The following is a 25,832-nucleotide window of genomic DNA, read 5'->3' on the forward strand; positions in this document are numbered from 1 at the left end:
GAGCTGCTGCCTCATGTGTGGCAATCCCCACAATAGGGAATGGTCGGATGCTTACCTTAAAAGACTTTTTAACCCAATTTTTAGGTAAACTACCAATATCTTTTAGCCAAACAAAAAACAGCCAGTCAATCAACTGGCTATTTTTTCATTGTTACCACTACTAACCAATCACATCAACGCCCATATAAGGACGTAACACTTCAGGCACCGTGATAGTACCATCCGCATTTTGGTAATTTTCCATGATGGCAAGCAAGGTACGACCGACCGCAAGACCTGAGCCATTTAAGGTATGCACCAGCTCGGTTTTTTTGCCGTCTTTGACACGCGCTTGCATACGGCGCGCTTGGAAGTCGCCACAGTTTGAGCAGCTAGAGATTTCACGGTAGGTAGTCTGAGACGGTAGCCACACCTCGATATCATAGGTTTTCACCGCGCCAAAACCCATATCACCGCCACACAGCACAATCACCCGATACGGCAAACCAAGCTGCTGCAAGATATATTCCGCTTGTCCTGTCATGTCCTCTAAGGCTTGCATTGACTGCGCTGGATGGGTGATTTGTACCATTTCCACTTTTTCAAACTGGTGCTGACGAATCAAGCCACGGGTATCTCGCCCGGCACTGCCCGCTTCACTGCGAAAACAGGGGGTATGGGCAGTTATCTTGATGGGCAAGGCTTCGGGGTCTAGGATTTTGTCGCGCACGCTGTTGGTAAGTGGCACTTCTGAAGTAGGGATTAGGTAATACTCTTTTTCACCGCGCAGTTTGAATAGGTCTTCTTCAAACTTTGGTAGCTGCCCTGTACCAAGCAGGCTGTCGGCATTGACCATATACGGCACATACATTTCCGTATAGCCGTATTTGTCGGTATGGGTAGTAAGCATAAAGGCAATCAAGGCGCGGTTGAGTTTGGCGAGTTGACCTTTTAGCACGCTAAACCGTGAGCCAGTCAGTTTGGCCGCCATTTCAAAGTCAAGTAACCCCAAGTCTTCGCCCAAGTCGCTATGGTCTTTGACCTCAAAATCAAATTGGCGTGGCTCGCCCCATCGACGCATTTCGACATTGTCGTTTTCATCTTTACCTGCCGGCACGCTGTCATCAGGCAAGTTTGGGATAGTTAAAGCTGCTGCTAGAATTTTCTCCTGCAAGGCTTTGAGCGCGTCTTCCGCTTGTTTCATCTCGCTACTGATGGTTGCCATTTCTGCCATTAAGGCGTCAGTATTTTCGCCATTGCGTTTCATCAAGCCGACTTGTTTGGCGCCCGCATTTTTTTTGGCTTGTAGTTCTTCGGTTTTGACTTGAATGGATTTGCGCTGTTCTTCGACTTGCTGCCAAAATGCTTTATCAAGCTCATAGCCGCGTTTGGCAAGTTTTTCGGCGACCGTGTCTAGTTCTGTACGCAGTAATTTTGGGTCGATCATGGCGATAAGTTCCTTAAATTGTTCAAACTTGAGTTAAAGCAGCAAAATGGCTGTTGATATCAGCGTGTATGATAGCAAGATTGCGGCGATTTTTCACGGTAGCGACTAGAAATACACGGTAAATTGACGATTTATCGGTATGCGTTTATCGGCGTTCGCCCCTCGCTGCATTGGGGAAAAACAAAAATTTATCAAAAAGTGCGTTGTTAGGTTTATTTTTGGGTCAAGGTTGGGTAAGATAAGCCTTCTTTTATCGTTTTGTAACTATCGTTTGATAGTGAGTGAATTGTTTATGGCTCTGTACCCTTACACCCTACAACCTGTGGATTTGAATCTGACCGAGGACGAGTTTCGTCAAGCACAGCTGCAGCTATTTGATGCCAACAACCAAACTTTGACCAAAATCACCCCAAAAACTTGGGCAATTTTGGCAGTCATTGTGGTGCTAGCGATTTTAGGTCTGATTTTTGTGCACGGTTATTCCACCATTATTTTTTGGTTGATGCTCGTGGGTGTAGTGGTTTATTTGCTGGCGCGTACCTACGGTCTTAAATGGTATGTCAAACGCGAATTTGAAAAACAAATGGCAAGCCAAAGCATGCCGCCAGAGATGCAACAAATCAAGCTTGGCGTACAACAGCACGGGGTAGTAATGTCCATGCCTGCCCCCAACATGCCCGCCATGCCACGCGGCTACAATCAGCCTTTGGTACGTAGTAGCGGTATGCAGCAAGCGGTCATCAAATGGGATAGTGTCACCAACTGGCAAGAAACGCCTGACTATATCTTTATGATGTTTGATGTCAAAAATCCAAAAACGGGTGAAAGCCAACAAGGCAGCCAAATCGTGCCCAAACGCCTTGCCAACCAAAAATTCCCGATTGATACCCTACGTCATCATTTACAGCAAAACATTGGACAACCAGGTTTTGATTTAACCGACAAACCGACTGATAAATATTTTCCAGAAAACAATTAAGACAACGATTAAGATTAAGACAACAACTAATTATCGATGACCACAAAAACTGCAGCCAAGAAACTGCAGTTTTTTTATGGCAGCAAGCAAAACTATTTACTAAATTTGCACACAGCTGCGCCAAATGTTTGATATTATTTTTAGGGTAATACCGTACATTTTAATTGATAAAATTAAATATATAGATAAAAACGATTAATTTTAATAACAGCTTGTTTAGGCTTACAATTAAGTCCTAAACAAATAAAAATCATCATTTTAGGAGATAACAACATGGCAAAACAAGCCACTACAAAGCAATCAGCAACCAAACAAGACTCAGAACAATTAGACAATACCGATAAATCAGGTGAAAAAGTGACTGCCTCCAAATCTACTGCTTCCAAATCTGGCTCAAGTAAAACACGCGATATCAGCTTAGCCGCTGCAGACATGAGCGCCATTGTTGAGCAATTAAATACCTTATTAGCCAACTATCATGTGTTCTATACCAATGTTCGTGGCTATCACTGGAATGTGCGTGGCTCAGATTTCTTTACCCTCCATGTGAAGTTTGAAGAGTTATATACTGCGCTGCAAGTCCAAATTGATGAAATTGCTGAGCGCATTTTGACCTTACAAGGTACACCACTACATGCTTATAGCGATTTCTTAAAAATCTCAAGCATCAAAGAAGACAAAAACGTCTCTGACGGTGTGGCATGTGTGAAAGGTATTTTAACGGGTCTGACTATGACCATCGCTAAAGAACGCGAAATCATTGACTTAGCGGATGAAGATGACGATCAAGGCACTGCCGACCAATTGACTGCGTACGTGCAAGAACAAGAAAAATTGGTGTGGATGTACAATGCCTATCTTGGCTAATCGTCCCATCTGACCAAAAAGACGGCTTTAATAGTCGTCTTTTTTATTGCGTGGTAAAATAAAAACACAATATATAGATTTTCAAATGTCAATAAATTTAATTACTAATTTTTTGATATACAAATAGTTATATATTTCAATATGTTATAAATTTTATCCTTAGAAATCAAGTCCTTGGGTGGATTGCAATTTCTATATGTTGTTATCTATAATAGCCAAGCATACTAGCCAGTTGATGCATTTGTTAGCTGATTTACTTGTTAACTGATACTGCTACGCCACTTGTCTTGAACTTTGATTGAAGAAGATTCACCGCTATGTCATATTCCATCTTTTGCCAAACCAAAAATGACCCATTGCTTGAGCCGATGTTTTTTGGTCAGCCTGTCAATGTGGCACGTTACGACCAACAAAAATTCCCTGTTTTCGAGCAGTTGATTGAAAAGCAATTGTCGTTTTTTTGGCGTCCAGAAGAAATTGACGTTTCCAAAGACCGCTTGGATTTTAGCAACTTGTCAGTGCATGAACAGCATATCTTCTTAAGCAACCTAAAGTACCAAACCTTGCTTGATTCGATTCAAGGTCGTAGCCCCAATGCCGTGCTACTGCCGCTGGTATCGATTCCTGAATTAGAAACCTGGATTGAAACATGGTCATTTTCTGAGACCATCCATTCTCGCAGCTATACCCACATTATTCGTAACGTGGTCAATGACCCAAGCAAAGTATTCGACGATATCGTTGACAATCCTTTTATCCTAGAGCGCGCGACAGGGATTGCCAAGTTTTATGACGAGCTGTATCAACTATCTCAGCTATATAACCTATACGGTGAAGGTCGTCATGTCATCGATGGCAAGCCCGTCGAGGTTAATTTACGCCTGCTTAAAACCAAATTGTATCTATGTTTGGTGGCTATCAATGTGCTAGAAGCGATTCGTTTTTATGTGTCGTTTGCCTGTTCATTTGCCTTTGCTGAACGCAAACTGATGGAAGGTAATGCCAAAATTATCAAAATGATTGCCCGTGACGAAGCGCTTCATCTAAACGGCACCCAGCATATGATTAATTTGATGCAATCGGGCAAAGATGACCCTGACATGGTAGAAATCGCCCAAGATTGCCAACAGCAAGCCATTGAAATTTTCAAAGACGCGGCTGAACAAGAAAAAGCATGGGCAAAATATTTGTTTAAAGATGGCTCGATGATTGGCTTGAATGAAAATATCTTGGTGCAATATGTTGAGTACATTACCAACCTACGTATGGATGCGATTGGCTTACCCCCTATTTTTGCGGCAATTAAAAATAACCCAATTCCATGGATCAATGCTTGGCTGTCCTCAGACAACGTGCAAGTCGCCCCACAAGAGTCAGAAATCACCTCTTACTTAGTCGGTCAAATTGACGCAGAGCTGAGTGATGATGCGTTTGATGATTTTGAATTGTAATTCGTCATACGCTTATTTTATTTAGGCAATATAATCGATTATGGCATGGATTTTTACTAACAATACGCAGTTTTATCTGCATGACGCCGAGACGTTGCTACAAGGCATGCTTCGCTCAAAAATCCCTGCCAATCACCAATGCCTTGAAGGTTATTGCGGTACTTGTAAGCTCAAATACCGCCGTCGCCACCATGACACCCGTATCGACTATATCAATGAGCCACTGGTGATGTTAGACGATGACGAAATCCTACCCTGCTGTTGTCAAGTCAGAGGGGCAATCGAGCTTGATATCGATTGATTTACCCAAATAACCCGCCAAAAACTGCGCGAAATGCCGCATAAAGCGAAAACTTACCCGCTTTGCCTTTAATTTTCTCCCCGCGAACCTCATATAATCCGTTATAATAATAGGTTGACTACCGCTTTTTAATCATACTAAATCTTTATTTAGTCCTCGACTGTCATTTGCAGGGTGTATCCCTTGATAAAAATGAAGAAATACAGTCATTAGCTTATTTGTCGTGCTATTACATTATTTATTTTTTTAACCAATATCAAAGCGAGCCCTCATGAGCGAACATTCAACTTCTCAATTAGCCACGCTGATTCAATTAGGTAAAGAGCAAGGTTATCTCACCTATGCTGAGATTAATGACCAACTCCCCGAATCGGTAACTGAAAGTGACCAAATTGATGATATTATTCAAATGCTCACAGACGTTGGCATCAAGATTTTTGAGACCGCGCCTGATGAAGACGACATTATGCTTAGCGATGATGCGGATGATGACGAGATTGCTGTCGATGAAGCCGCTGCGGTACTTGCCTCAGTAGAATCTGAGCCAGGTCGCACTACTGACCCTGTGCGTATGTACATGCGTGAGATGGGTACGGTTGACCTACTCACCCGTGAAGGCGAGATTGCGATTGCTAAGCGTATCGAAGATGGTATCCGAGATGTACAACATGCCATGACCTTCTGGCCAGGTACGGTTGCCATGCTCATTAATGAATACCACCAAACCTTTGAAGGTGAAAAGAAAGTCTCTGATATTATTACCGGTTTTCTTGACCCTGAAGCCGCTGATGTCATCCCGCTTGCCGATGACGAAGAGGTGGAAATTGCGTTACCGATTATCAAACCTAAAGTCAAAGACGACGAAGCCGAGGATGAACTCGACGATGAAGCCGAAAACGCCGATGAAATCGAAGAAGCCGATGGCGAAGTCAGCGAAGATGCCGATACCGAAGAAGCGAGCGGTCTTGACCCTGAAGAAGTGCGTCTGCGCTTTGAAGAATTAGAGCAATTATTCACCAAGGTCAAAGATTTATTAGCCACTCATGACCGTGATAGCGACGTCGTCAAAGCGGCGATGAATGAGCTTGCCAACTGCTTTATGCTATTTAAGCTCAATAGCCGTGTCTCTGACAATATCATGGATATGATGCGTGAGGTGTATGAAGACGTGCGTAAAAACGAACGTCACATCATGAAACTGGTGATTCGCCGCGGTAAAATGCCAAAAGATGAGTTTCGCAAAACCTTTCCGCATAATGAAACCAACCTTGACTGGCTCCCTAACCGTATCGCAGGCAAACCTGCCTTTGCCGACACGTTAGAGCGGGTACTTGACGAAGTGTTACAGTATCAAGGGCGTATCCAGCAGCATGAGCAAAATCTTGGCATGAGCATCGACCAAATGAAAGTGGTCGCACGTAACATGTCTGTGGGTGAAGCCAAAGCCCGCCGCGCCAAAAAAGAAATGGTTGAGGCGAACTTACGTTTGGTTATCTCGATTGCTAAAAAGTACACCAACCGCGGTTTGCAGTTCCTTGATTTGATTCAAGAAGGTAACATTGGCTTGATGAAAGCGGTAGATAAATTTGAATATCGCCGTGGTTATAAATTCTCCACTTATGCCACATGGTGGATTCGCCAAGCCATCACCCGTTCGATTGCTGACCAAGCACGTACCATCCGTATCCCTGTGCACATGATTGAAACCATCAATAAAATCAACCGTGTATCGCGCCAGCTATTACAAGAAATGGGACGTGAGCCGACTCCTGAGGAATTGGGCGAACGCTTAGAGATGGACGAAGTCAAAGTCCGTAAAGTACTCAAAATCGCCAAAGAACCCATCTCAATGGAAACCCCAATTGGGGACGATGAAGACAGTCACTTGGGTGATTTTATTGAGGATTCGAGTATCTCAAGCCCAGTGGATGAAGCAACGGCACAAGGGTTAAAAGAAGCTACCCGTGAAGTGTTGGCCAACCTCACCGAACGTGAAGCCAAAGTGCTTAAAATGCGTTTTGGTATTGATATGTCTACCGACCATACCTTAGAAGAAGTGGGTAAACAATTTGATGTCACCCGTGAGCGTATTCGTCAGATTGAAGCCAAAGCGCTGCGTAAACTGCGCCACCCTTCTCGCTCTGAACATCTACGTTCATTCCTAGAGAATGATTGATGTTATATCCATCCAAAAAAGCCGAGACAATGTTCTCGGTTTTTTTATGGGCGGATTTATGAATGTGATTTTTCTATAAATGTGGCTTTTTATGAATGGGGTTATGGATAGGTTTATGAATGGCGCTTTTTTCAACCCCAAACCCCAACGTCTTGAAATTATCGGTTTTACCCTCATTTAGACTCTAAAGAAATTTATATAACCTTAGGTGATGCTATGAACGATAAAACAATTACGCTTAATAACTTGGAAGCCGCTGCATGTAGTACGCGAGCGGCGAAACCTACGGATATCCAGCACCCAGAATTGTGGAATTTTCCCATGGATTATCCGTTAAGTATCATCGGTCATGAGGGTCACAAAGAGGCGTTACTCGATGAAGTAAAATTAATTTTGGGTACTTTATTTCCTGAATTTGATTTGGCAAGTTTGACTATCAATCCCTCGCGTACCGGTCGTTTCCACTCCGTACGTGCTAATGTGTATTTGACAGACGCTGAGCAAGTCAATAGCTTGTATAAAATGCTAGATGAAGCGGCAAGTATTCGTACCGTATTATAAACCTGTCATGGTTAAAAATGGCACGATTGATTGACGTAAAAAAAAGCGGGATACATCAGTTATCCCGCTTTTCTTATCTGTTTTATATGGGTTATCAGCAGTTGATGATATGCTTGCCTGATTATTGGCTCAAAAGTAACAACTGATAGGCAGCTTTGTAGGCATCATAATCAAAATCATAGCTCGCCTCAAAGTGAGGTTTGAGTTTTTCGATTAACTCATCATCCCCCTCATCAGATAGGCTGATATGCTTGGCTTGGGTGTGCATGTCTTCGATAGCGATTTCGCCCAGTAATTGATTAAACTTATCTCGCGCCTGCTTTTGCTTGGCGATATCGGCAGTCGTCATGGGGACGGGTGCAGTATCAGCGCTGCCAGATTGTTGGCTGGCTGCCTGTTCCTGGGCGGTGGCTTTGTCGATTTTTGCACAGATTTTAGCAAGGCGTGTGCGTGATGTTTTATCAAGTTTATCTGTGTCCAACAGTAGCGAACAAGCTTGTTGTTCTTGGCTTTCCTCAACAACATCTACTGCCGCTGCAGCTTCCGCCGCCGCTGCAGCTGCACTTTCTACATCGCTGGCTACATCGCTGGGTTTGTCGCTGATAGTTTGATACAACTGGCTAAATATCTGGGCGTCAGATTTGCCTTGCGCTTTAAGTTTGGCAATCTGTTGCAAGTATTGTTGATTACGATAGGTTTTATCAACAATCCCTGCGATATGTTCGGCAAGCTCATCATCGACATACGCATCAACATCTGTAATCGCTTTTTGCTGACGGCTATCAGTATTCATGACTGCATAATTATCGGCTTGTATTTTTGCAAGTTTGGTTGCAGCGGCGTTTAGCGCCGCCATATCTATTTCATTGAGGCTTGCTTCATCTTTTTGCAACACAAACTGGTAGCTATAAAGGGTGACAAACGTCTCAACAAACCCTTTGTTTTGTTTGAGCAAACTATAGGACAAAGCTTCTAAATTCTTATCACTGTCAAAGACTTTGGATTGTTTTGTCGCCGCCAATAGATTGTTATTTTTTGATGCTTGTTGCCAAGTGATTGCCTTGTTGAAGATATCAGGATTGACGCGGGCTTTGCCATAATCATAAAAATTAACCACTGTGCGCATTTGGGTCTTGGGCTGATTGGTAGTCGGCGTGGTTTTTTCAAATGCTGGTAAATCACTCATTGCCACCACATTAAGTAGTTGATTTTGGCGGTTGAGTCCATAGCTGATACGGATGTCATCATCCATTGAGATAAAGCTGCTATTTGCCTCTTTGCTTATTTCAGCTTGCAGCGCTTTAAAGGCTTGCGGATTGGCGTCGATGATTTTTGCCAGTGCAGCGGCACTGACCAATTTGTCTGATTGGTATTTGTCAAAGGCTGCTAAGGCTTTTGCAGTTTGAGCTAATTCTTCACTGGTTGGTTCGTCTGTGGTTGGCTCGTCAGTGGCTGTTTGGGTTTCTAAACTGTCCATTGCCTCTGCAGCATCGGCACTGGCTGGGTCAGCAGCGCTGTCGTCTGATTGCGCGCGCATTTTGTCAATGGCTTCATACAGGCGCATGGCAGATTCATACGCTTTTTCCTCAACGCTTGCCAACTCATGGCTGTCAAAGGCTTTTTTCATCAGATACCTTGGGCTAACGGCAAGGCTGCCAAGCTGCTTTAGCTCATCATCTTTGGCAAAATCGGCTGGATTGATGAATGATTTTAGGTAGCGCTCATTGACGTGGAAGAACAGCAAATACTCGGCTAGCATTTGATTGTAGCCAATGCGGTAGCCAATACGCTGGCTCACACCTTTGGCTTTATCTTCAGTAGTCAAAGCCAATGGCTGATAATCGCTTTCTTTGGCAAGGGTGGCATTTAGCAGTGACATCTGTTCAAATACCTTGAATAAGGCTCTTTTATCTATCTTTTTATCTTTTAGCAGTTTGCTATAGTCATACTCAATGTAGCGTCCATCATATTGCGGGTCGGTGGCAAACTCAGAGAGTCCCGACAAGTCAGCATATACTTTGGAGCGCGCAAAATCAGCCGCAAGCGGCACTTTGATAAACGCCCCTGCATTGTTCTGCACGTAGCGAAATTCAGGCACGATTGACATTTGCCCTCGGCGAAGATCTACCACACCTGTGGAGGCAAACTCAAAGCGCTTGGTTAAAATATCCATCACTTGCCCCACTTCGCTTTGTTCACGGGTTTGGTGATTGACCCCCTCTGTAACCAAGGCTTGTTGGCGAGCATCAAGGTGCTGTGCTTTGCTCAGCTGCCCGATAAGTTTTAAACGATTAGGGCTTGCAGCTAACGCTTGTGCGCTACGTAAGTGCGGGCGCACCACATTGACTCGATAGTCATAAGCATAACTTTGGCGACTGAGCAAATTTTGGTTGGCCTGCAACACACGTTGAGACAGCGGCTGACTCGCGCTAGGCTGCGTGGCACAGCCGTGAATCCCCAGCATGACAATAGCAAAAGTGAGAGGTTTGATACTAAAGGCGATGGCTTGTTGCGCATTCATTGATCTTCCTTAACAAATTTTATCATAAATCCTATCTTTATAACTGAATTGATTTTTTTGTAAACAAAAAGCCAGTGTTATGCTGCAATGTTTACAAAGATAATGGGTAATCTAACGGAGTTTTGCTATCATACGAACTAAATACCGCAAAAACGCTTAAAAACCACTCATTTAAAAACCAATCACTTAAAAGCCATTTAGAAGAACCCTTGTATGTCGCAACTCACTCTACCCGCTAATTTAGAACACTTACTCACCCAATTTTTACAGGCACAGTTGCCCAAGCCCATACAACTTGATCCAAGCGTGCTTGCCTACCGCTGGCAATCCAATAGCCGCACGGGTAGCGGTGAACTGGTGCCTTTAACCGTAGATTTGCGATTGACGTTGGATGATTTGCTTGGTATTGAGGTGCAAAAAAATAAACTGGTTCAAAACACGCGCCAATATTTAGCAGGCTTACCTGCCAATCATGTACTCATGACAGGCACCCGTGGGGCGGGAAAATCGTCGCTCATTCGGGCATTGCTCAATCAATATAAAGCGGATGGTCTTCGTATTATCGAAGTGTCACGAGATGATTTGGTGATGTTAGAGCCGATTCGCCAAGCAGTACGGGACCTTCATACAACCCAGCCCAATCATGGCTGTCATTATGTGGTGTACTGTGATGACTTAGCGTTCAATGGACAAGATGAGAATTATCGCACACTCAAAAGCGTGCTCGATGGCGCGCTAGACAGCGAGCAAGACAAACTACTGGTCTATGCGACCAGTAACCGCCGTCATCTACTACCACAACTGATGAAAGACAATGTGAGTATTTATAATGGGCAAACCGATGAAGTCAATCCGTACGAGACGATTGATGAAACCGTGTCGTTGTCTGACCGCTTTGGGCTGTGGCTGTCGTTTCATCCGATGACCCAACCTGTGTATTTGGATATTTGTGCGCATTATTTGGCGCAAGCAAGTTTGCCCTTTGATGAGCAAGCAAAAGCCGCTGCCTTGCGCTTTGCCAGTGAACGCGGTGGACGCTCTGGGCGCGTGGCTTATCAGTTTAGTCGGTATTTTATTGGCATGAAAAGGTTGGAAAATTAACATGTACACATCTCAAGACCAACTGACCGAACTGGTGCGCAGGCTGGAAGAAAAACAGCATATTTTTGCCGCTGACCCGATCCTTATCACTGAAAAACTACAATATGAGTCGGGCGAACCGCTGACCAAATTGCGCCGCCGCGCCAGCCGCATTGATAATGATGGTAAACTTGCGCAGCTACTTACCACCATCGACACTCGCATCAATGGCGTGATTTGGGGATTGACCGTGCTGTGGTTTATTTTGGGCTTTGTCGCGTTATTTGGCTTGATGCAAGCGCAGGTGGTGAACTTTTTTTATGTGCTAGCCAGTTTATTAGGGTTTAATACCATTATCTTAGTGGTTTGGCTCGGTTGGATGCTGTTCTCACCGCGCAATAAACCCAGTTTTTTTGGTACTTTTTTTACCCCGGCAACCCTAGTGCGTGGCAAAGATGTTGTTACCCAAACAGCGGTTGAGCTATATCAAGACCAGCTCAATCACGCTGGCACCAAATGGTACGTCAGTCGTATCAGCCACCAGTTTTGGTTAGCCAGTCTATCGGGGATGTTGGTTTCATTGATTCTATTGTTATTGGTCAAAAATTATAATTTTGTGTGGGAATCAACCCTACTGCAAGACAGCAACGTGGTGGAAGTGGTCAAACTGATGTCTTGGCTCCCCCATTGGGTAGGCTTTCCTACGCCAACAGCGCAAGATATTATCACCGCGCAGATGAATCCTGAAACCACGCCACAGATGATTTCGTTTCGCTGGGCGATGTTATTAATCGGTAGCCTACTGATGTACGGTATCGTGCCACGTTTGCTCGCATGGCTATGTTGTCTGATGATGGTACGCTCAAGCCGTATGAAACTTGATATCAAACAGCCGTACTATCAAAAAATTATCGATTTTTGGCAGCGCAAAGTGATTGACCCCGATGACAGCCCGACTGAGCAAAAACCTATCGCGCCCACTGCCCAAATCAGCCTAGCCAATAAACTCGCCGTGTTGCTCGAATACCCGCAAGCCAACCCGCAATGGTATGTCAAAACCGTCGGTATAGCGGCGCAAAACTTTGGTCGTATCGATGATCGTGATGACTTGGAAAAACTGATTGCCTACCTTCAAATTAACCCTGTTCAAGTGCTCGTCGGTATCTCCAATCTCGCACTCCCCGACCGTGGTACCCTGCGAAAACTCGATAATATCGCAAGCGCGGCAAAAGGCGGTATGATTGTGCAACTGCTCGATGCCAATCAAGGCTACCTGCCAAGTCCGAGCGAAATTGAAACCATCAAAGCCCGTCAACTACAATGGGAAACCGCGTTGGCAGAACGCCAAATTGCCCTAGTAAGAGAAAATTAACCATGAATGCCACAATCAGCTATGCCGATGTGATTAATAGCATTGTCCAAACTGCTTCACAGCTTACGCTCGCAGCGCAAAGCGCTTTTGTGCAAAATCTACTGCGTCAATTCGTTCAAAACCTACCAGCCGACTGGCTTGACAACGAACTCGACAGTGAAAAACCGCACTATCAAGCCCTGTTTGACATCATAAACAGGCAAACTTGGCAAACCGATAGCATCGAACAGGCGCTAAATGCGCTCGATGACATCATGTTTGCTATGGGCGATAGCTATCCACACAGCACTAGTGACGCGATTTTGCTGATGCTTGATATGCTTGGGTTTTATCTGTCTTTGACAGCCATGGAAGAAAAATCTGCAGTGAGTGATGGTTGGGTGATTTTAACCGCTGAAGGCTATTTGGATTATTACGACCAACTGGCAGAAGATAGTAGCGAAAACACGGACGATGTTGCCCATAGTTTTGATGATTGGCTGGCACATCCACTGACCCAAACCGCCTTCAATCATGTCACCCATGCCCTAGAACTTGCCAAAAGAACTTGCCAAAAATAGCTCGTGCTGAATACATAAAGGTTAACAAATAATGGATAACAAAAACATAACCACCCAAGAAAAATTGACAATTGATTTAACCAAAGATTATTTGCCAGCGAATACCACCTTGCCAGAGACGGTGGCTGACAGTGCGACCCATCCAAGCACCGACATCGCCACACAATCGCCCAACCATCCATTAGCCCAAGCTGAACAAAACCCCTATCCAAGCCGCAAAATCAGCATTGGTGAAAATGAAGCGTTAAAATTGGCGATCGTGGGGCATACCAATACCGGTAAAACTTCGCTACTACGCACCCTGTTGCGTGATATGTACTTTGGCGAAGTCAAAAATGCGCCTGCCACTACGCGTCATGTGGAAAAAGCCATGATCAATGACAGCCAAACGGGGCAAGGCTTGGTGGCACTGTATGACACGCCCGGTTTAGAAGATGCGTCAGGGCTACTTGATTGGTTAGAAGACAACACCGCCGCCCGCCGTGACGGTGTGGAGCGGTTACAGCAATTTTTGGCAAGCGCGCCTGCACAGGATGAGTTTAGCCAAGAAGCCAAGGTCATTCGTCAGCTGATTGCCAGTGACATGGCCGTTTATGTGATTGATGCGCGTGAGCCTGTGCTCGCCAAATATAAAGATGAGTTGACGGTGCTGTCATGGTCAGCCATCCCGGTCATGCCCGTATTTAACTTTACTAAGGGTCAAGATAGCAATATCAATGAATGGCAGCAGATGCTCGCGCGCCGCAACTTGCATGTATCTACGCGGTTTGACTCAGTGGCGTTTGAATTTGATGATGAAATCAAACTGTGGCAAAACTTAGAAACCATGCTGATACAACCTGAAATTATCAAACAGCTGATCGAGCGTCGTAAAGCCGATTGGGATGATTTGTACGATGATGCCAATATTATCATTGCGCATTTTTTATTAAACGTTGCCGCCTTTGTTGAAACCATTCACGAGGAAGATGATCCGCTGCCTACCTTACAAAAAATGCAAGAAAAAGTACGCCAAGCTGAACGCAGTATGCAAGATGAACTGCTAAACCTGTATAAATTTTATGACAATACGGTCACCACCACACCGCTTGAGCTGACTGAATATCGCCGCGATCCGTTCGATAAAGAAGTATTAGCCAGTTATGGGATTCGTACCACAGGCGGTGCAGCGGCAGGCGCGCTGATTGGACTGGGTATCGATGTCGCCACCCTTGGCACATCACTGGGGCTGGGTACAGCGCTCGGTGGTTTGGCAGGTGGCTTACTGTCAAACACCAGCGCGATTGCTGACAAAATCAGTGGCGTCAAACGGCTGCACATAGACCCTGCTACCCTGACCTTACTGGCGACTCGAGCGATGGATTTGCTGACTGCGCTACGCCATCGTGGTCATGCGGCGACTGATAGCATCATGGCGAACCAATCGCTCGCGCCTTGGTCAGTTGATAGATTGCCAAGTTTGCTCAAAAAAGCGCGTGGTAAGCCCGAATGGTCATCGCTTAACACAGGCAGACAAGCCACTGTATCTGCCAAGCAGTCGCATGAGCTGCGTGATGAGGCGGCTTGGCAACTATCACGCCAACTAAGACGCTGACTTATCAACCTACAACCATGATAAAAAACTTGGCTAAAAACTATCTAGCCTTGTTAAGCCTATTATAAGAATTTATTAAGCTAATTTTGTTATGTTTACCTTTTAATTTATCTTTTAATCTATGTTAATTTTTTTGTTTTTGAGGGCAATACCATGTATTCAGCACATCATGAACCGCATTTTAGTAATCGCAACAACTGGCTACGCGCAACCGTGCTCGGCGCCAACGATGGTTTGATTTCCACTGCCAGTCTATTAATGGGGGTTGCGGCAGCGCAAGTGGACAGTCACACCTTGCTGCTGACAGGGGTGGCATCGCTGATTGCTGGCGCAATAAGTATGGCAGCGGGTGAATATGTCTCCGTCTCTTCGCAAGCCGACACCGAAAAAGCCGACTTGGCAAAAGAAGCCTATGAACTTGAGCACAATTCAGACCGCGAGCTAAAAGAATTGACGCATATTTATGTTCAGCGCGGCTTAACGCCTGCTATGGCACATGATGTTGCGGTAGCACTCACTGCTCACAATGCCCTAGAAGCGCATGCACGCGATGAAATTGGACTTACCGATACCGCATCCGCCAATCCACTACAGGCAGCCGTGGCGTCGGCTTTATCCTTTATCACAGGGGCGCTGCTACCGGTGCTGTGTATTTGGCTATTACCAAAACAATATTTGGTCGGCGGTTTGGGCACAGTAACCTTGATAGGATTGGCAGTTTTGGGGTGGTTATCGGCGTATTTGGGGGGTGCCAAAATTTTCCCTGCCATTGTGCGGGTGGTAATTTGGGGCGTGGTCGCGTTGGTTACTACCAACCTTATCGGTGAAATGTTTGGGGTAAAAACAGGTTAGTCAATCACTTTTTCTCGCATTATTTATCGCCAATTTTTATCATTACCATTTGCAAAACCAATTTTTTCTTATAAGATAAGGAAACTGTAATAATTCAGCAAGTTTATAGAAACTATTATTGGGTGATAGATTATCGTTTCTATAAATTAAACAGTTGGCAAATAGTCAAAAATCCTATGGGATTTTAGCTTTCTACGGTAGTGGGAGATAAGGTAATGCAAGATTTTGTCAATGCGATTAATGATTGGGTATGGAGTCCCGCATTAATCTATCTATGTTTATTGGTTGGTTTATATTTTTCAATTCGTGGTCGTTTTTTACAAGTGCGCCATTTTGGTCGCATGATTCGATTGCTGATGGATGGCAAAAGCACCGATCAGGGTGTGTCTTCATTCCAAGCACTCGCTATGTCACTCGCAGGTCGTGTGGGTACAGGCAATATTGCCGGTGTCGCAACAGCGATTACGTTTGGTGGTCCTGGTGCATTATTCTGGATGTGGATGGTAGCGTTCTTGGGTGCAAGTACCGCATTCGTTGAGTCAACGCTTGCGCAGATTTATAAAGAACGTGATGATAAAGGCTTTTTTATTGGTGGTCCAGCCTATTATTTTGAAAAAGCGCTAGGGCAAAAATGGTACGCGGTGTTATTTGCGATATCGGCAATCGCCGCTTGTGGTTTATTGTTACCCGGTGTACAGGCCAATTCGATTGCTGAAGCGATGAACAATTCACTGGGTATCGCACCTAGTATTTCAGCCGCGGTAATTGCGGCATTACTTGGCTTTATCATCTTTGGTGGTGTCAAGCGTATTGCCTCCTCTGCTGAGTTGATTGTACCTTTTATGGCACTTGCCTATATCATCGTGGCGATTGTTATTATCATCATGCATATCGGTCAATTACCTGATGTGCTAGCGTTGATTTTCCGCTCTGCATTTGGTATGGATTCTACGTTTGGTGCTGTGTTGGGTCTTGCCATCCAATGGGGTGTGAAACGTGGCGTTTACTCAAATGAAGCAGGTCAAGGTACAGGTCCTCACCCATCGGCAGCCGCTGATGTATCACACCCAGCCAAACAAGGCTTAGTACAAGCGTTTTCAGTGTATGTCGATACGCTATTTGTTTGTTCGGCGACAGGTTTCATGCTAATCATTACCGGTATGTATAACGTACAAGACCCTGCCAGCAAAGAAGCCTTCTTGTATCAAGGGGTTAAAGGCGTTACCGCAGGTCCAGGTTACGTTCAAACTGCGATGGAAAACATCATGCCAGGTTTTGGCGCAGTGTTTGTGGCGGTTGCGCTATTCTTCTTTGCCTTCACTACCATAATGGCGTACTACTATATTGCAGAAACCAATATCCGTTATCTCACTCGTACCGTAAAACTAAATTGGGCAATCCCTGTACTCAAAGTAGTGATTTTATTTGTGGTAATTTATAGCTGCTTAAAAACCGCCGACTTGGCATGGGCACTGGGTGACTTGGGCGTTGGTTTGATGGCTTGGCTCAACATCATTGGTATCTTATTCTTGCAAAAACCTGCATTTGCCGCACTGCGCGATTATGAAGCACAGGTCAAACAAGGCAAAGATCCTATCTATGATGCGCGCGCCAATGGCGTACACAATGCGCCAGTTTGGGATGAAATTTCAGCCAAGTACCGTAAAGAATTTGGTGAACATCCCAACCATGATCGCTTTGCACCCTAATTTTAATATGTGACTGCTTTAATGCTTTCACTTAATAACCGTTAAAAAAAATAAGCCCCATTGACTGGGGTTTATTTTTGTGATGAATGATTATCTTTTGACTGGGATTTTAATTAACCCAAAAAACGCAATCAGTAAGGCGATGACCTGTACAGCCAGCAGCGTATAGACTGTATATAGCCATTTGCCTTGTGCATATGCCAGACCACACGCCCACGCACCGATACTACCACCGATATAATACGCCATATAATATAAACCTGACGCCAGCGACCGCCCTTCTTTGACATTCACCGCGATATAAGTAATGGTCGCCGATTGGGTAATAAATACCCCCGTTGACATCACCGCAAGCGCTACAATCACCAAGGAGATAGGCGCAGCCAGTGTCATCAGCACACCCATCATCGAAATCAACACGGCCACGCGCACCATACGGGCAGCACCGTATTTGGCAATTAAACTACTTGCAATCGGTGTGACCACCACCCCAATCAAATACACAGCAAAAATATTGGCAAGCCCAGCACTCGATAGATGATAGGGTGCGTCTGCCAAGTGCAAATTGACATAGGTAAAACAGCCTACTAGTGAAAACAACACGCACGCACCAAGAAGTCCTGCTGTCACCACATAACGGTTGCGCAGATGTTTACTTAGCATGTGCAGCGCCGATGTAAAATTTGGGTTGGCATGAAAATGACGTGAGCGCGGTAATAACCAAGCCACCAAGCCAGCGCCTAACACCGTTAACACGCCCATGAACAAAAAGCCTTTTTCCCAGCCGATAAGCTCTTCTAAATGCCCCAAGATAAAGCGCCCTAAAAATCCCCCAAATACGGTACCTGAGACATAGTAGGACATCATTTTTGCCATCTCTTTGCCGGCGTACTCTTCCCCGACATAGGCAATCGTCACCACTGTAATGCCAGGTACCGCCAACCCTTGCATAAATCGCCAAATAACGATGCTAGAGAGTGAGTCAGACAGCCCAATCATCATCGTGGGTATTGCCATAAAGGCAATGGATGCCACAATGATATTTTTACGACCCACGGCATCAGACAACATCCCCATAAACGGTGACATCATGGCAATGGCAATCACCGTCGCCCCAACTGTCATGCCCACTTGCGTTTCGGTCGCTGAGAACGCTTGCATCATAATCGGCAAAATCGCTTGAATCGAATAAACCTGCAAAAATGCAAACGCGCCAATCATGCCAATCATGATTTTGACTATCAATGAGGGTGGCATTGTCGGTGGTTTGGCATTCGGTTGTTGAGAGGGCGGTTGTTGAGAAGGCGGTTGATTTTGCGGTTGGCTATGGGGTGGATTGCGGCTAGTTAAGTTAATGGATGTTAGTGTGTGAGTATCAGTATCAGTGAAATGATTGGAAGAATCTAAATGCCCAGTGGCATGTTGTGCTTGAGAAGTCATAGGTGACCTTTTTACAAAGTATTGCCTGTGATAAAAATGCCTATACTAGCACTAAAGCGCGGTATTTATTGTTAAAAGAAGTTTAACCCTAAGCCGTACTTTGCAAGCCCTTCACGTTAATTAAAGGTATTTAAAGGCCTTCAATGACAAATTTGGCGTCCTAGAGCGTAATATTTTTAACACATGGCTGTTTGTCAAAACATCAGTATTTTTCAAAACATGACTATCCAGCTATGACAAAATTGCAGTAATATTTAGCACATTGTGGAAGTTAACCTTAAAATCAATAGGATTGAATTATGCCGGAGAATTTAAAACAGCCAATGCCCGCTGCCATGCAAGCGTATTTGACACAACTGCATCAAGTGATTGTTCCATATCTGTTAGCGCAAGGGGTTACGCCCAATGCCATCAACGCACGTGAGGCGTTAGCCAATTTGACAACCGCATTTGTCACTGACGCACCCAACATGGCAAAAATCATCGATACGGTGCTGGTGGCGCCAAGCAATTTTCGTGGTTATAACGTACCGCTTAGGCTATTTGTACCGAGCAACTGCCCCCTGCCAAATGAACAAGCAGCGGCTGACGTGCCGGTAATGGTGTATTTTCATGGTGGTGGTGGCATGACAGGCAGTGTCACTGTGTATGATAAACTCTATAAAAAATTGGCTGAAGCGACAGGCTGTGTGGTGGTAGCGCCCGAATATCGCCTTGCGCCGGAAAACCGCTACCCTGCCGCGATTGATGACGCCCACGCGATTTTAACCTATTTAACAGCGACCCTACAGCAAGTCGGTTATGCCTGTAACGGCAAGCTTATCATAGCGGGTGATAGCGGTGGCGGAGCGATTACTGCCACCTTGGTGCAAGATTGGCTTGCCAACCGTGTGAGCACAGACTTAGCTATCACCCATCAAATTTTGATTTATGCCAGTCTAGACTACACCATGTCACAACCCTCGATTGAGGAAAATGGCACGGGTTATTTACTGGAATCCAGCAAAATCCGCTGGTATTTTGACAATTATTTTTCAGCATATGATGACCGTGAGCTGAGCTCACCGTTTTGGACCGATATGGCTACCCTACTACATCATTCGCCGTATCAAGCCCCAAAGACACTGCACCTAACGTCTGGTTATTGTCCGCTGCGTGATGAAGATATCGGCTATCATGATGTATTACAAGCCGCAGGCGCGCCATCCCAACTCGTCCATTTTGCGGATATGCCGCACGCATTTTTGAATATGGAAAATCTGTGCCCTGAGCAATGCCAACAACTGTATCAATCCGTTGGCGAATTCTGCCAATAACCAAACGCCCCAAACACCTACACAGCCGGATAAAATTTGCCCAGTCTGATGACAAGCCAAAATAATCTAGCCAATAAAAAAGCACCCAATTAGGTGCTTTTTTTTACTGCTTATAACTTATAGCGGTTTGCCTGTGCTATTGCGGCGGCTACGTTTTGGCGCATCCCAACCATCTTGTTTACCAGCCGGTTTAGCGGATGGCTTGCTTGATGAAGCATAACGGTCAGACGATGACTTAAATCCTTCCGATCTTGACGATTTACCTGCAAATGGTTTATCTGATTTTTTGAAACCCTCAGATTTAAACCCATTTGAGCGTGAATCACCCGCACGTTGACCCTCTTTTGCCGGATACGGTCTGTCGCTACGTTTTTTAAGCGGTTGACCGAATGTTTCTTCTACGATTGGACGTGGCTTGCGAGCGCGGTCATCACCACGAAACTCGCTAGAGCGGTCGGTCTTTTTGGCAAAAGGTTTGTCACCAAACCGGTCATTTTTTTCAAAGCGGTTAGGACGCTCGCCATGACGCTCACTGCTGTTACGGTCAGTGTTGTAACGTGGCTTATCACCTTGATAGCCTTTAAAGCCATCTTTGTTAAAGCTACGGTTATCATCGCGGCGACGATCTGCATACTCACCTTGGCGAGACTCACGATTGCCTTGGCGTGAATCACGGTCAAAATTTGGTTTGTCCGATGATTTAGCGGCGCGGTGAAAATCGCCCTGACTATTGCCATGACGGTTATCTGAATCACGATGACGACGCGGCGCACTCGCATCATCACGCCCAAAACGACTATCGCTGTTGCCTTGGTGACCTTTGTCAAAACGCTCACGTTTTTCAAAACGTGCCGAACTATCGTTGCTCGCTGATTTACCATAGCGTTCTTGGTTGTCAAAACGTGGCTTGTCCGCAAAACGACGCTCGCTCGAAGGTCTCTCGCTTGAACCACCAAAACGTTGTGAGCGACTGCCACGGTCATCACGACCGCCACGGCTATCACTGCCGCTGCGACCACGACCGCGACCATCGGGCTTACCACGACCTTCAAATTTTTCCACAAAACGCGGTTCTAAGCCTTCAACTTGCGCTTCATTGATATCACGTTTTAGGTAACGGGCAATATTGCCAAATTGACGACGGTCATCGCGGCTACATAGGTTGATGGCAATACCCGTACGACCGGCACGACCTGAGCGACCGATACGATGCACATAATCTTCTACTTGGCGCGGTAAATCATAGTTGAATACATGGGTAATGTTGGGTAAATCAAGACCACGAGCTGCCACGTCTGTTGCTACCACGATGTCAAATTTGCCACTGCGTAGATCTGAGACGATACGATTACGCTTGCTTTGTGGTAAGTCACCATGCAGATAACAGGCTTTGTGTTCCCATTGTTGTAAGCGCTCAGCGACTTCTTCACTGCTGCGTTTGGTCGCGGTGAAGATAATCGCTTGACCACGCTCTGGGTCACAGATCAGGTGCTCTAATAATTTATTTTTGTGGTCAAAGTTGTCACAGAAGTACACTTTTTCATCGATGTGTGCGGTTTCAACTTTGATGTTGATACGCTCTGGGTCTTTGGTAAAGCTTTCAGCGATTTTACCGACTGGACCATCCCATGTCGCAGATGACATGATGGTTTGGCGATGCGGGGGTGTGGCTTCCAAAATCGCATTGATATCATCGGCAAAACCCATGTCTAGCATACGGTCTGCTTCATCAAGTACCAACATAGTCAAATCAGATAGGTTCACACGCTGCGCATTGATATGATCTAGCAAACGACCCGGCGTCGCCACGATGATTTGTACGCCTTTTTTCAGCGCACGGATTTGACCACTGTATGCCGCACCACCCACAAGTGGCACACTGTATAAATCTTTCATGGCTGAGCCATATTTGCGGATGCTGTCTTGTACTTGGTTAGCCAGCTCACGCGTCGGTGTCAAAATCAACGCTTGTACGACTTTTGGCTGTTGGCGACCACGTTTGCCACTTGCGGTTTTTTCTGCCGCTTTTTCTTTGGCTTGTAGTTCACTTAATTGATGCAAAATTGGTAATACAAACGCGGCCGTTTTACCACTACCTGTTTGTGCGGATAATAGCAAATCACGACCTTCTAATGCAGCAGGAATCGCGCGCGCTTGGATAGGCGTTGGTGTGGTATAACCCGTTGCGACAATACTTTTTAGTAATGAACCTGAAAGACCTAGTGCAGTAAAACCATTTTCGCTAGGGTTAGCATCGTCAGACGTTGGCGCATCTGTTGCTACAGTATCAGTCGCTACAACATCCGTTGTCGCAGTTGCTTTTGTGTCATCAACTGGGGCATTGTCAGTAGGCTGATTGCTGTTGGCTTGGCTATGGCTATGGGTATGGCTAAAAAAATTATCGATTGAGTTATCAGCAAAATCTGTGGTTGAATTAAAATCAGTCATGTAAGTCCTTAAATAATAAGTTAATCAAAGTGTCGGTGGTAACCTTGATTGAAAACACGCAACAAGCAAAAGCCCTCAAGCTGACTGCACTTTCAAAATGGATAAGCAAAATGAATAGGCAAAATTATCAGCTATCATTAATCACAAATATCGTGTTAATCGCTTTAAAGCATTGTAATCGTGTCTGTAAGACTTATTTTCACTATAAAAATAGCGACAAAACCTACTGTCAGACTTATCAAAACTTTTGAAACAGTAAAACCATCAAAAAGTTCGTATCGCGGCATTCACAAGAATGCTTAAAAAATACAATGCTAAATATTAGGTTATCATCGGAAGATTATCAGCGCTTACAATGGCGCGCTTGATATATAGGCAGATAGATAAGCTAGATTAATTGGAAAATTGACGTTGCTCTTAGCGTTTAGGTAGCGTATATGAGTCATTATTGGTCAGTTTTCTTTCGCAATTAAAAAACTTACCAAGTGAAATAGGCATCAAAAACACCTACTTAAAAAAGTGATAACCCCACTAGCACATCTTCGGCACACTGGCTGTCTGCTACCGTTGCTACCTTCCGGTCCTGGCGGAGTTCACAGCAGCTAGTTGCGAAGCTACCAATGGGGTTACCGAAGCGGTATTCTAGAGAATTTGGCGACCAAATGCAAACTATTTTTATCCTATACGCCAAATTTTTGTATTTATTTCACTTTTACACACGCTAAACTATCACCAAGCAACATTTGGGTAAATTTTTGTCGAACTTCTTACCCTTTTTCTACAATTCTTGCGCTGCAAATGTTACAAAATATTTTATAATGCCCATTCAACAACATATTGAATAAACTAAATAGCAGTTTAATCAGCAACAGATTTATGCCAACCCATATAAAGAAAAACTAGAAAAAAAACAATAGGAAATACTATGACACACTTAAGCACCACGACTAATAATCATCTCAATCATAAAGTGCATGCCAATCATACAATCACCAAAGGTATTGCAGCCAGCTTGCTTGCTATGGCGACGCTATTACCTTTTACCAGTGTTTCAGCCGCTACCTACCCTGTGAACCCATCTCCTGCGAACCTATCAATGACCAATACTTTAAACTACGGCTTGCTTAACTTTGCTGCCTCAGCAAGTAAAAAAGTCAGCAATGACCAAATCAATGCGACCCTTAGCAAAACTGTGCAAAACAAATCAAGCAGTGAGGTGGCTAATCAAATCGCTACCACGTTGAACCAAGCGGTTGCCATTGCCAAAAAATACCCACAAGTGCAAGTGAGTACGGGCAATCAAGCCACCTATCCGCAATATGATAAAAACCAAAAAATCATTGGTTGGACGGGGACTGCAAGCTTGAATTTAAAAAGCACCGACACAGTTGCCGCTAGCAAATTGATTGCCGAATTGCAAAGTTTTATGACGGTTGATGGATTAGACTTTAGTGTGTCTGATGCCGCGCGCAAAGCCACCGAGCAAGAATTGATGATGGAAGCTTCGAAAAACTTCCAGCGCCAAGCGCAAACGCTGCTGCCTGTATGGGGGGCAAAAGGCTATCAGTTAGTTTCGTTGGAGTTTAGTCAAGGAGGCGATTATCGTGCACCGCGTGCGTATGGCAGTGTAATGATGCTAGAAGCCGCCAGTGCCAAAGTCGCTGACCAAAACTTCCAAGCGGGCGATAGCACCATTACGGTGACTGCCAACGGTACCGTACAACTGGTAAAATAAGCCGATTTTAACCACAAAAAAACCTGTTGAATCAACAGGTTTTTTTGTTTGTCTTTTAATCACTAAGCAATACTTAGTAAGAAATTTCTGCACGGCGGTTTTTTGCCCATGCTGATTCGTCATGACCGGGATCGGCAGGTTGGTCTTCACCATAGCTGATAGCTTCCATACGTGAAGCTGATACCCCTGACGTTGCTAAGTAGGCTTGTGCGGCTTGGGCACGGCGCTCACCCAATGCCAGATTGTATTCACGGCTACCACGCTCATCGGTGTGACCCGCAATGGCGACACGGGCACTTGGATTGGCTTGTAAGAATTGCGCTTGTTGATTTAACACGGCTTGACCTTGAGCGTCGATTTCACTGCTATCAAAGCCGAAATACACGGCATTGGGATTCCCGCCCGCAGCAGTGATGACTGACGTTGAGTTTGTTACCACAGCGCCCCCGTTATAGTAGCCTACGCCACCGGGTACGCCCATCGGCGCAACCACTACTTCAGACGTGCCAGTACGTTTGGCAGAACACCCTGTTAAGGCGATGGTTGCCATCATCGCAGCAGTGCTTACTACTTTTAGCATCGTTAATTTCATAGTCTTTCCTCAAAAATTATTATTTAACGCGTTTACCTATTTTGTTACTTTTCGATAGAGTAAATCAATCTCGCGCTTTTTGTAAACAGTGTTACTGTAAATTTTAGCCAACTTTTTCTCAAAGTTCTCAAAGCAGTTTAATTTTTGGATTAAACAAGTAGCTTAAAAAAATTTACCGGTTATAAGATAAGTGATGATAATGAAACAAGCTGTCTAAAATAGTAATTTCTAAAACAGTGATATTTAAATTTTTGTCTAAAACCGCTACCAACGAAATTTATTCCATAGTTCAGGATTTGCCCAAAACTTGCTATTAAACCAATCTGGCAAATGTTTATAGTCAAACAGATTAAATTGCCATACTTGGTAGTTGGTTGCATGATGATCTTGGTCATTTTCCACAATCGGCTGCTCATGTAATCGGCTAAAGCCAAAGCTCACCACATCCACACCTGTTGCTGGCTCGGATAAGTTTTGCACCACCAAACAATGCTTGGCAAACAAGTCGCGACAGCGCTGAATGATTTGGGTATCGATAGCGCTATCGTTTGATAATATTATCACTGCCAACTCATAGCGCTTAGCAAACCGATGCGCGATAAACGCTTGATAATCAAACGCTTCCCAACTCACGGCTTGATCAATAGCTTCATCAATGGCTTGAATTTGGCTAAAAACCGACTGCGTGTCATTACCAATAATCAGCCCGGTGAACGGTTGATTTATTGATGAGTTATTTTTATCTTTACTTAAAAATGCCAGACTTTGTCGGATGACATCCGTAATGCTTAAGGTGGGATTGGTCAAAATAAAATCCTTTTGATGAGTTTTTATTAGATACTGTTGATAGAT

Annotated in this window: 19 protein-coding genes, 1 other RNA gene and 1 pseudogene; 14 read left to right on the plus strand and 7 right to left on the minus strand. The window is 44.7% G+C overall.

Translation table 11 applies throughout. The features are described from left to right. Positions 1-160 precede the first annotated feature (160 nt). Positions 161-1,426 carry a serine--tRNA ligase gene (serS, locus tag RTS09_RS03685; RefSeq protein WP_312534405.1) on the minus strand — a complete coding sequence of 422 codons (1,266 nt, stop codon included), beginning with the start codon at positions 1,424-1,426 and terminating at the stop codon, positions 161-163. Between the two features lie 292 nt (positions 1,427-1,718). Between serS and RTS09_RS03690 the strand changes: the two genes are divergently transcribed. From RTS09_RS03690 to RTS09_RS03715, 6 genes are all read left to right on the plus strand, one after another. Further along, positions 1,719-2,405, plus strand: a complete 687-nt coding sequence (locus RTS09_RS03690; protein WP_312534408.1) for a YcxB family protein — start codon at positions 1,719-1,721, stop codon at positions 2,403-2,405. A 273-nt stretch (positions 2,406-2,678) separates the two neighbouring features. Next, positions 2,679-3,272 carry a Dps family protein gene (locus RTS09_RS03695; protein WP_409418369.1) on the plus strand — a complete coding sequence of 198 codons (594 nt, stop codon included), beginning with the start codon at positions 2,679-2,681 and terminating at the stop codon, positions 3,270-3,272. A gap of 317 nt (positions 3,273-3,589) precedes the next feature. Beyond that, entirely contained in the window at positions 3,590-4,723 is a 1,134-nt protein-coding gene (gene nrdB, locus RTS09_RS03700) for a class Ia ribonucleoside-diphosphate reductase subunit beta (RefSeq protein WP_060994288.1), read from the plus strand. Positions 4,724-4,763: 40 nt separating this feature from the next. Continuing rightward, a complete protein-coding gene (locus RTS09_RS03705) occupies positions 4,764-5,024 on the plus strand; it encodes a 2Fe-2S iron-sulfur cluster-binding protein (RefSeq protein WP_096489080.1) in 261 nt (86 codons plus the stop codon). A gap of 271 nt (positions 5,025-5,295) precedes the next feature. Then, complete coding sequence (gene rpoD / locus RTS09_RS03710; protein ID WP_312534412.1) at positions 5,296-7,200, plus strand: RNA polymerase sigma factor RpoD; 1,905 nt, start codon at positions 5,296-5,298, stop codon at positions 7,198-7,200. 216 nt (positions 7,201-7,416) lie between these two features. Then, a complete protein-coding gene (locus RTS09_RS03715) occupies positions 7,417-7,761 on the plus strand; it encodes a YbeD family protein (RefSeq protein ID WP_312534415.1) in 345 nt (114 codons plus the stop codon). A gap of 121 nt (positions 7,762-7,882) precedes the next feature. On the opposite strand, the gene RTS09_RS03720 is transcribed toward RTS09_RS03715, so the two are convergent. Continuing rightward, a complete protein-coding gene (locus tag RTS09_RS03720) occupies positions 7,883-10,282 on the minus strand; it encodes a hypothetical protein (protein WP_312534418.1) in 2,400 nt (799 codons plus the stop codon). 213 nt (positions 10,283-10,495) lie between these two features. Between RTS09_RS03720 and RTS09_RS03725 the strand changes: the two genes are divergently transcribed. The 6 genes from RTS09_RS03725 to RTS09_RS03750 all read left to right on the plus strand — a co-directional run bounded on the left by RTS09_RS03725 (position 10,496) and on the right by RTS09_RS03750 (position 17,449). Further along, entirely contained in the window at positions 10,496-11,383 is an 888-nt protein-coding gene (locus RTS09_RS03725) for an ATP-binding protein (protein ID WP_312534420.1), read from the plus strand. 1 nt (position 11,384) lies between these two features. Further along, a complete protein-coding gene (locus tag RTS09_RS03730; RefSeq protein ID WP_312534422.1) occupies positions 11,385-12,734 on the plus strand; it encodes a DUF2868 domain-containing protein in 1,350 nt (449 codons plus the stop codon). Between the two features lie 2 nt (positions 12,735-12,736). Next, positions 12,737-13,294, plus strand: a complete 558-nt coding sequence (locus RTS09_RS03735) for a hypothetical protein (RefSeq protein WP_312534424.1) — start codon at positions 12,737-12,739, stop codon at positions 13,292-13,294. Between the two features lie 31 nt (positions 13,295-13,325). Then, the gene (locus RTS09_RS03740) at positions 13,326-14,888 is read left to right on the plus strand and encodes a DUF3482 domain-containing protein (RefSeq protein WP_312534426.1); all 1,563 of its coding nucleotides are present in this window, start codon (positions 13,326-13,328) and stop codon (positions 14,886-14,888) included. 153 nt (positions 14,889-15,041) lie between these two features. Further along, on the plus strand, positions 15,042-15,740 hold the full coding sequence (locus tag RTS09_RS03745) for a VIT1/CCC1 transporter family protein (protein WP_312522754.1): 699 nt from the start codon (positions 15,042-15,044) through the stop codon (positions 15,738-15,740). 215 nt (positions 15,741-15,955) lie between these two features. Beyond that, a complete protein-coding gene (locus RTS09_RS03750) occupies positions 15,956-17,449 on the plus strand; it encodes an alanine/glycine:cation symporter family protein (RefSeq protein WP_312534429.1) in 1,494 nt (497 codons plus the stop codon). Positions 17,450-17,539: 90 nt separating this feature from the next. On the opposite strand, the gene RTS09_RS03755 is transcribed toward RTS09_RS03750, so the two are convergent. Further along, positions 17,540-18,706, minus strand: coding sequence for an MFS transporter (locus RTS09_RS03755; protein ID WP_312534716.1), 1,167 nt, complete (start codon positions 18,704-18,706; stop codon positions 17,540-17,542). 482 nt (positions 18,707-19,188) lie between these two features. On the opposite strand from RTS09_RS03755, the gene RTS09_RS03760 reads away from it, so the two are divergent. After that, on the plus strand, positions 19,189-20,205 hold the full coding sequence (locus tag RTS09_RS03760; protein ID WP_312534431.1) for an alpha/beta hydrolase: 1,017 nt from the start codon (positions 19,189-19,191) through the stop codon (positions 20,203-20,205). A gap of 819 nt (positions 20,206-21,024) precedes the next feature. On the opposite strand, the pseudogene RTS09_RS03765 reads toward RTS09_RS03760, so the two are convergent. Both RTS09_RS03765 and ffs read right to left on the minus strand, forming a co-directional pair. Then, a pseudogene (locus RTS09_RS03765) lies at positions 21,025-22,611 on the minus strand (DEAD/DEAH box helicase); the annotation flags it as partial. 568 nt (positions 22,612-23,179) lie between these two features. After that, an RNA gene (ffs, locus tag RTS09_RS03770) (signal recognition particle sRNA small type) lies at positions 23,180-23,276 on the minus strand. A gap of 302 nt (positions 23,277-23,578) precedes the next feature. Between ffs and RTS09_RS03775 the strand changes: the two genes are divergently transcribed. Next, entirely contained in the window at positions 23,579-24,388 is an 810-nt protein-coding gene (locus RTS09_RS03775) for an SIMPL domain-containing protein (RefSeq protein WP_312534433.1), read from the plus strand. Positions 24,389-24,461: 73 nt separating this feature from the next. Here RTS09_RS03775 and pal read toward each other — a convergent pair whose 3' ends face one another. Then, positions 24,462-24,980, minus strand: coding sequence for a peptidoglycan-associated lipoprotein Pal (gene pal / locus RTS09_RS03780; protein WP_128679797.1), 519 nt, complete (start codon positions 24,978-24,980; stop codon positions 24,462-24,464). A 264-nt stretch (positions 24,981-25,244) separates the two neighbouring features. Beyond that, the gene (locus RTS09_RS03785; protein WP_050325104.1) at positions 25,245-25,787 is read right to left on the minus strand and encodes a DUF6231 family protein; all 543 of its coding nucleotides are present in this window, start codon (positions 25,785-25,787) and stop codon (positions 25,245-25,247) included. Positions 25,788-25,832: the final 45 nt, after the last annotated feature.

This window comes from Moraxella sp. CTOTU47618, from assembly GCF_032017425.1.
Lineage (GTDB): Bacteria > Pseudomonadota > Gammaproteobacteria > Pseudomonadales > Moraxellaceae > Faucicola > Faucicola tetraodonis.

Excerpts from the sequence above, each read along its gene's own strand:
- RTS09_RS03745 (WP_312522754.1), top strand. The coding sequence starts at position 15,042 with ATGTATTCAGCACATCATGAACCGCATTTTAGTAATCGCAACAACTGG.
- serS (WP_312534405.1), bottom strand. The coding sequence starts at position 1,426 with ATGATCGACCCAAAATTACTGCGTACAGAACTAGACACGGTCGCCGAA.
- RTS09_RS03760 (WP_312534431.1), top strand. The coding sequence starts at position 19,189 with ATGCCGGAGAATTTAAAACAGCCAATGCCCGCTGCCATGCAAGCGTAT.
- RTS09_RS03725 (WP_312534420.1), top strand. The coding sequence starts at position 10,496 with ATGTCGCAACTCACTCTACCCGCTAATTTAGAACACTTACTCACCCAA.
- RTS09_RS03690 (WP_312534408.1), top strand. The coding sequence starts at position 1,719 with ATGGCTCTGTACCCTTACACCCTACAACCTGTGGATTTGAATCTGACC.
- nrdB (WP_060994288.1), top strand. The coding sequence starts at position 3,590 with ATGTCATATTCCATCTTTTGCCAAACCAAAAATGACCCATTGCTTGAG.
- RTS09_RS03735 (WP_312534424.1), top strand. The coding sequence starts at position 12,737 with ATGAATGCCACAATCAGCTATGCCGATGTGATTAATAGCATTGTCCAA.
- RTS09_RS03740 (WP_312534426.1), top strand. The coding sequence starts at position 13,326 with ATGGATAACAAAAACATAACCACCCAAGAAAAATTGACAATTGATTTA.
- pal (WP_128679797.1), bottom strand. The coding sequence starts at position 24,980 with ATGAAATTAACGATGCTAAAAGTAGTAAGCACTGCTGCGATGATGGCA.
- RTS09_RS03695 (WP_409418369.1), top strand. The coding sequence starts at position 2,679 with ATGGCAAAACAAGCCACTACAAAGCAATCAGCAACCAAACAAGACTCA.
- RTS09_RS03755 (WP_312534716.1), bottom strand. The coding sequence starts at position 18,706 with ATGCCACCCTCATTGATAGTCAAAATCATGATTGGCATGATTGGCGCG.
- RTS09_RS03720 (WP_312534418.1), bottom strand. The coding sequence starts at position 10,282 with ATGAATGCGCAACAAGCCATCGCCTTTAGTATCAAACCTCTCACTTTT.
- rpoD (WP_312534412.1), top strand. The coding sequence starts at position 5,296 with ATGAGCGAACATTCAACTTCTCAATTAGCCACGCTGATTCAATTAGGT.
- RTS09_RS03730 (WP_312534422.1), top strand. The coding sequence starts at position 11,385 with ATGTACACATCTCAAGACCAACTGACCGAACTGGTGCGCAGGCTGGAA.
- RTS09_RS03715 (WP_312534415.1), top strand. The coding sequence starts at position 7,417 with ATGAACGATAAAACAATTACGCTTAATAACTTGGAAGCCGCTGCATGT.
- RTS09_RS03750 (WP_312534429.1), top strand. The coding sequence starts at position 15,956 with ATGCAAGATTTTGTCAATGCGATTAATGATTGGGTATGGAGTCCCGCA.
- RTS09_RS03775 (WP_312534433.1), top strand. The coding sequence starts at position 23,579 with ATGACACACTTAAGCACCACGACTAATAATCATCTCAATCATAAAGTG.
- RTS09_RS03705 (WP_096489080.1), top strand. The coding sequence starts at position 4,764 with ATGGCATGGATTTTTACTAACAATACGCAGTTTTATCTGCATGACGCC.